This window comes from Streptomyces sp. NPDC002643 (assembly GCF_053592555.1).
The window spans coordinates 74,846-81,826 of sequence record NZ_JBSFVY010000033.1; the positions used below are offsets into that span (position 1 = coordinate 74,846).

The 6,981-nt window shown below is 69.2% G+C and carries 6 protein-coding genes and 1 riboswitch; of the genes, 2 read left to right on the forward strand and 4 right to left on the reverse strand.

What is annotated here, in order from left to right; genetic code table 11:
- Nucleotides 1–370: 370 nt before the first annotated feature.
- Both ACWD4G_RS36475 and thrC read right to left on the reverse strand, forming a co-directional pair.
- A complete protein-coding gene (locus ACWD4G_RS36475; protein WP_451301319.1) occupies nt 371–646 on the reverse strand; it encodes a MoaD/ThiS family protein in 276 nt (91 codons plus the stop codon).
- A 98-nt stretch (nt 647–744) separates the two neighbouring features.
- On the reverse strand, nt 745–2,088 hold the full coding sequence (gene thrC / locus ACWD4G_RS36480; RefSeq protein WP_451301321.1) for a threonine synthase: 1,344 nt from the start codon (nt 2,086–2,088) through the stop codon (nt 745–747).
- A gap of 18 nt (nt 2,089–2,106) precedes the next feature.
- Nucleotides 2,107–2,281: riboswitch (SAM riboswitch) on the reverse strand.
- 209 nt (nt 2,282–2,490) lie between these two features.
- Between thrC and ACWD4G_RS36485 the strand changes: the two genes are divergently transcribed.
- Nucleotides 2,491–3,435 (forward strand): glucosyl-3-phosphoglycerate synthase, encoded by a 945-nt coding sequence (locus ACWD4G_RS36485; protein WP_451301323.1) that lies wholly within the window; start codon nt 2,491–2,493, stop codon nt 3,433–3,435.
- A 285-nt stretch (nt 3,436–3,720) separates the two neighbouring features.
- Nucleotides 3,721–5,139 (forward strand): alpha,alpha-trehalose-phosphate synthase (UDP-forming), encoded by a 1,419-nt coding sequence (locus ACWD4G_RS36490; protein WP_451301325.1) that lies wholly within the window; start codon nt 3,721–3,723, stop codon nt 5,137–5,139.
- 190 nt (nt 5,140–5,329) lie between these two features.
- Here the strand turns inward: ACWD4G_RS36490 and otsB are convergent, their stop codons facing one another.
- Both otsB and ACWD4G_RS36500 read right to left on the reverse strand, forming a co-directional pair.
- Entirely contained in the window at nt 5,330–6,235 is a 906-nt protein-coding gene (gene otsB, locus ACWD4G_RS36495; protein WP_451301327.1) for a trehalose-phosphatase, read from the reverse strand.
- 53 nt (nt 6,236–6,288) lie between these two features.
- Nucleotides 6,289–6,516, reverse strand: coding sequence for a DUF3263 domain-containing protein (locus tag ACWD4G_RS36500; protein WP_451301329.1), 228 nt, complete (start codon nt 6,514–6,516; stop codon nt 6,289–6,291).
- Nucleotides 6,517–6,981: the final 465 nt, after the last annotated feature.

Here is a 6,981-nt window from a genome sequence, read left to right on the forward strand (position 1 = left end):
TGCGCCGGAACGCGTCGACCGCGGCTGAATGTATCTGTCCAACTGCCGTCTGCAACAGGTCAATTGGACGAGAAATCTGGACACGCCCAGTCGGGAATGTACGAACAATTCATCCGAATTCAGGGCAAGTCGGGCCACACAAAAGGAGCGAAATACGCAAATGCCGTGCACACTTTGGCTACTTCATATAGGGCGTGCGGCGCGATCAAATATGCGCCCGGCATGAAATCACTACGGGGAGCGATCCGGGTTCCCCAACTGTACCGCGCTCAATCATAGAGAATTGCCCCCTCCGCTTCTCTTACGGAGAGGGCAATTCGATGAACACCGAGTAACCGCTGTTACCGACGGTTACTACTCACGGGTGCGGTCAGCCTCCGGCGACGGCCGGGATGATCGACACGCCGGCCCCGTCCGGAGTGGCCGTCTCCAGCCCCTGCTCGAACCGCACGTCGTCGTCGTTCACGTACACGTTCACGAACCGCCGCAGCTTCCCCTGATCATCGAGAACCCGAGCGGCGATCCCCGCATGGTTCTTCTCAAGATCAGCGATGACCTCGGCAAGGGTGGCACCTTCGGCACTCACCTCGGCCTTCCCGCCGGTGTAGGTACGAAGGATGGTGGGGATGCGAACGTTGACGGACATGACGTGTGACCTCCGGTCAAGTACAGCGCCCTTAAGGGGCGCGGGGAACTGCGCGACCAGCCCCCACAGGCCGCAGACGAACAACTACCTAACGGGCCCTACACAAGCCCCGCTTCACGAAACGACTCAAGGCTGGGCCGAATCGTGGCCGTAAGCCCCGTACCGGCGACGGCGTCAAGCGTCTTGAGCCCATCCCCGGTGTTGAGCACAACGGTCGTGAGCGACGGGTCAAGAACCCCGTTCTCGATCAGCTTCCGAGTGACTCCGACCGTCACCCCCCCGGCGGTCTCCGCAAAGATCCCCTCGGTCCGCGCCAGCAACTTGATCGCATCCACGACCTGCTCATCGTTCACATCCTCGACAGCCCCACCGGTGCGCCGAGCGATATCGAGAACGTAAGGACCATCCGCGGGGTTGCCGATAGCGAGCGACTTCGCGATCGTGTTCGGCTTCTGCGGCCGTACGACATCGTGCCCCGCCTTGTAGGCGACCGACACCGGCGAACACCCCTCGGCCTGCGCACCGAAGATCTTGTACGGCTTGTCCTCGACGAGCCCGAGCTTGATCAGCTCCTGCAGCCCCTTGTCGATCTTCGTGAGCTGGGACCCGGAGGCGATGGGCACGACGATCTGGTCCGGCAGCTGCCAGCCGAGCTGCTCGCAGATCTCGTACGCGAGGGTCTTGGAGCCCTCGGCGTAGTACGGCCGGAGGTTGACGTTGACGAAGCCCCAGCCCTCGCCGGCGGGGTCGCCGATCAGCTCGGAGCAGAAGCGGTTGACGTCGTCGTAGTTGCCCTCGATGCCGACCAGCTCACCGCCGTAGACGGCGGCCATGACGACCTTGCCCTGCTCCAGGTCGTGCGGGATGAACACGCAGGAGCGGAAGCCGGCGCGGGCGGCGGCGGCGCCGACTGCACCGGCGAGGTTGCCGGTGGAGGAGCAGGAGAGAGTGGTGAAGCCGAAGGCGCGGGCGGCCTCCAGGGCCTGGGCGACGACGCGGTCCTTGAAGGAGTGCGTCGGGTTGCCGGAGTCGTCCTTGATGAACAGCTTGCCGGCGTCGACACCCAGCTCACGGGCGAGGTTGTCGGCCTTGACGAGCTGGGTCCAGCCGGGGTTGATGTTCGGCTTGTCGGCGACGTCGGCCGGGACGGGAAGGAGGGGCGCGTAACGCCAGATGTTGGCGGGCCCGGACTCGATCCGCTTCCGCAGCTCCTCCGTGTCGTACGCGGAGAAGTCGTACGCGATCTCCAGTGGCCCGAAACACTCCTCGCACGCGAAGACGGGGCCGAGCGGAACGCGGTGACCGCATTCGCGACAGGAGAGCGCGGCGGCGGCACCGAGGTTGACGGTCACGGAGTCGGTCGCGTTGGATTCGGTGGCGTCGGAAGCGGTCGTGTGGGAGTCGATCGCGTTGGATTCGCTTGCGACAGTCTGCGCAGCCATGTGAGGCGAGGCCCTTTCTCCTCATCTTCCTCACGACGCATCTCGCCGTGAGACGGATTTGGCACCTTCCCTAGCCGGGAGCCTCGCGATGTGATCGACGGTGATCGGTGATCGACGGTGATCAACTACGAGACCGGCTGGAGGGTTGCCGGGGCTTCATCGGGCCGTGTCCCTCTGCCCCTCTGGATGAGCGGTATTTGGTTGTATACGCAAACGACCCCCGACATGCGATGGTCACCAGCGTTGTTCAAGACTGTAACCGAAGGCCAGGACAGTTGAGGGAGCCGTCCGTACCGCGAGATGGCTGTGACATCAGCCACTCCGCCTCCATCGCCACTTCGCGGCGGACATACGGCTGCTGATCCCGTAACGCGCCGAGAGAACGCAGAGGAGCCTCGCACTGTGCTGAAGGAAGTCGAGCAGTGGCTGAGCACCCGCTCCTGGTCGGTGACCGATCGCCCGCTCCACAAGATCATGGCCGCGAAGCGTGCCACGGGCCGGACGGTGAGCGTGGTCCTGCCCGCGCTCAACGAGGAGGAGACGGTCGGCGAGATCGTCACGATCATCCGTCACGACCTCATGCTCCAGGTCCCGCTCGTCGACGAGATCGTGGTCGTCGACTCCGGTTCGACGGACCGTACGTCCCAGGTGGCGGCGGCGGCCGGGGCGAGGGTCGTCCACCGTGACGCGATCCTCCCGCGCGTCCCGGCGGTCCCCGGCAAGGGCGAGGTCCTGTGGCGCTCCCTGCTGGTGACGACCGGCGACATCGTCTGCTTCGTAGACGCGGACCTGAAGGAGTTCTCGTCCGACTTCGTCTCCGGCATCGTCGGCCCGCTCCTCACCGACCCGGACGTCGACCTGGTCAAGGCGATGTACGAACGCCCGCTGGGCTCCGCTCCCGGCCAGGGCGGCAGGGTGACGGAACTCATGGCCCGCCCCCTGCTGAACATGCACTGGCCCCAGCTGGCCGGTTTCGTCCAGCCGCTGGGCGGCGAGTACGCGGCCCGCCGCTCCCTGCTGGAACAGCTCCCGTTCCCGGTGGGCTACGGGGTGGAGCTGGGCATGCTGGTCGACGCCCTGCACCTGGTGGGGCTGGACGCCCTGGCCCAGGTGGATGTGGGCGTCCGCAAACACCGCCACCAGGACGGGGCGGCGCTGGGCCGCATGTCCGCGGCGATCTACCGCACCGCCCAGCTGAGGCTGGCCCGGGGCCACCTGATCCGTCCGGTGCTGACGCAGTTCGAACGGGGGGAGGAGGGCTTCGAGCCGCGTACGTACTCGGTGGACTTGGAGGAGAGGCCGCCGATGGTGGAGATCGCGGAGTATGTGAAGCGGAAGGCCGCGTGAGGGGTGGGGGCGGGGGGGTTGAGTGGCGGCTGCGGGCGGGTGGGGGCTGATCGCACAGTTCCCCGCGCCCCTGAAAAAAGCGGCCTGCGGCCTGCTTTTTTCATCGGCCCGGCGGGCCGATAAAGGCGGGGCGCAGCCCCAAGCCTTTAGGGGCGCGGGGAACTGCGCGAGAAACCCCCACCCACCCGCAGCCGCAAAAACCACACCGCCCCCGAGCTATTAGGCGCTCCGGCAGACAGCGCATCGCACGTTTGACCGCCGAACCCTCTGGCTAGATGGAGCCGTATGGCATCAACCCACGGCGCGGCCCACGTGCTGGTCGCCTCCAACCGAGGCCCTGTCACCTACACCGCGGACGACACGACCGGCGGCCTCACGGCGAAGCGCGGCGGCGGCGGCCTGGTCTCGGGCCTCTCCGCGATCGACCCGGAGTCCGGCGCGGTCTGGGTCTGCTCCGCACTGGGCGACGGCGACCGCGAGGCCGTACGACGCGGAGTCGGCGAGCCCGGCGTACGGATGCTCGACATCCCCGCCGACGTGCACCACGCCGCGTACAACGGCGTCGCCAACTCCACCCTCTGGTTCGTGCACCACATGCTGTACCAGACCCCGCTGGAACCGTCCTTCGACGCCGAGTTCCGCGAGCGCTGGGCGGCGTACGAGACGTACAACCACGCCTTCGCGGAGGCCCTGGCGGACGAGGCGGCCGAGAACGCGGCGGTCCTGGTGCAGGACTACCACCTCACCCTGGTCCCGAGGATGCTCCGCGAGCTGCGCCCCGACCTCCGTATCGGCCACTTCTCCCACACCCCCTGGGCCCCGCCGGACTACTTCCGCCTCCTCCCCGACGACATCGCCGCCCAGGTGCTGAGCGGAATCCTCGGCGCCGACCGGGCCGCGTTCCTGACCCGGCGCTGGGCGGACGCGTTCACGGAGTGCTGTCACGCGGTCCTGGGCCCCGGCATCCCCTCCGGCACCCGTATCGGCGTCCACGGCCTGGGCGCGGACGCGGACTTCCTGCGCCGCCGGGCCCACGAACCGGACGTGGCCGATCGCATGACGGCGCTCCGCGAGCAGATCGGCTCGTCCCCCGACGGCACCCCCCGCCGCACGATCGTCCGCGTCGACCGCACCGAACTCTCCAAGAACATCGTCCGGGGCCTCCTCGCCTACCGCCAGCTCCTCGACGACCACCCCAGCTGGCGCGAACGCGTCGTCCACGTGGCCTTCGCCTACCCCTCCCGCCAGGACCTCGCCGTCTACCGCGACTACACGGCCGAGGTCCAACGCCTCGCCGACGCGATCAACTCCGCGTACGGGACGCCGAGTTGGACCCCGGTCGTCCTCCACGTCAAGGACGACTTCGCCCGCTCCCTGGCCGCGTACCGCCTCGCCGACGTCGCCCTCGTCAACCCCATCCGCGACGGCATGAACCTCGTCGCCAAGGAGGTCCCGGTCGTCTCGGACGAGGGGTGCGTGCTCGTGCTGTCGCGTGAGGCCGGGGCGTACGAGGAGCTGGCCGACGACGCGCTGGTCGTGAACCCCTACGACATCGGGGGCACCGCGGCCGCGCTGCACCAGGGGTTGTCGATGGCGCCGCCGGAACGGGCCGAACGCACGAAGCGGCTGGCCGCCGCGGCGACGGCGCTGCCCCCGACCCGCTGGTTCCTGGACCAGCTTGCCGAGCTGCGGGGCGCCCAGTAGCTCGGGGAGCAGTGTGATTTCGGCGAGTGCGGGTGGGTGGGGGCTGGTCGCGCCCACGCGGCGGAGCCGCAAATGTCACAGCCCCGCGCCCCTAAAGGCTTGGGGCTGCGCCCCGCCTTTTTAGGGGCGCGGGGAACTGCGCGAGCAACCACACCGCACCCGCACTCGCCGTGACCACACCGCCCCCGAGCTATTGGGCGCTCTGCTGCTGCCGTCGCAGGAACTCCGCGATCGTCGCCAACAACCGCACGACCCCCGCCGGACCATCGACGACGACATCCGCCCTCTTCGCCAGCTCCGTCACCTCCGTGCTGCCGCTGCAGACCAGGAGACCGAACGTCCCCTCAGCCCGTAGCGTCTCGACCATGTCGAAGGCGGGGAGGTCACCGAGATCGTCCCCGGCGTAGAGAACCGCTTGGGCGTTCGTCGCGCGGACGTGGGCGCGCAGGGCCGCGCCCTTGTCCATGCCGGGGGGCCGGAGTTCGAGGACGAGGCGGCCCGGTTCGACGATCAGTCCGTGCTGAGCGGCCAGTTCGCCCAGCGGGGCGCGGAGGGAGTCCAGGGCGGCCTGGGGGTCGAGGGCCCGACGGGTGTGGACGGCGATCGCCCGGCCCTTCTCCTCCACCCACGTGCCCTCCGCCGCCCCGACGCGCTCCAGGATCGCGGGCAGCTCGGCACGGGCGGCGGCCACCCCGGGGTGCGGCGGCGGCGCGATCACCTCGCCGGTCGCGGCGTCCCAGCGCTCCGTGCCGTAGTGGCCCAGTACGACCAGGCGCTCCAGCCCGGGAACGCCCGCGAAACCGCCGTACTCGACCGCCACGGCCGGGGGGCGCCCGGTGATCACGGCCACGGAGGCGATCCGCGGGGCGAGGGCCGACAGCGCGGCCACCGCGTCGGGGTGGGCGCGGGCCTGTTCGGGGTCGGCCACGATCGGCGCCAGCGTCCCGTCGAAGTCGAGCCCCACCACCGTACGGCCGGGCCGCGCGAGGATCGCGTCCAGCGCGTCCCGCCCGGCCGGCGTAGCAGGCGTAGGCAAGGTGAAGTCCTTGCGGCCCTTGGGGTCCTCGGGGTCCTTGGAGTCCTTTTCGCTGCCCATGCCCCGACCCTAACCGCGCCCCTGCGGCACACGGAGGAGGACGACCCGAGTGGTCATCTCTCGGCCCGACGGCTGTCCCGTACTCTCCGCAGACGGTTCACCGTCACCGGGTCATGGGCGAGGGCACGCTCGTCGTCGAGCAGGGCATTGAGCAACTGGTAGTACCGCACCGGGGCGATACCCAGCCGCTCCCGTATCGCCCGCTCCTTGGCCCCGGGCCCGGCCCACCCCTGCCGCTCCACAGCAAGAATCGCCTGCTCACGCACACCAAGCTCATCCATGAGAAAACCGTAACGCCCCCCACCGACAACACCCCCGCCCCACAAGAGCCCCCGCCCCCACCACAACGGCGGGAAAGCCACGTACAAACGGAAGGCAACGCCCCCACCACAACGGCAGGGAAACCGCGTACGAACGGAAGGCGACGCCCCCCACCACGACGGCGGGGAAACCGCGTACGAACGGAAGGCAACGCCCCCACCACGACGGCGGGTTAGCCGCGTACGGACGGAAGGCACCGCCCCCACCACGACGGCGGGGAAGCCGCGTACGGACGGAAGGGGCCGGGCCGGTGTGTCCTATGTCCGTCGCGTACAGCCGGCTCAGCAAAGTTCACGCCATCCAACCCCCGAGCAGTACGTCCGCCTGCGACGGACTGACACACCGGCCCGGGCCCCCGCCCCCCCCCCCCCCCCCCCCCCCCCCCCCCCCCCCCCCCCCCCCCCCCCACCCCCCCCCCCCCCACG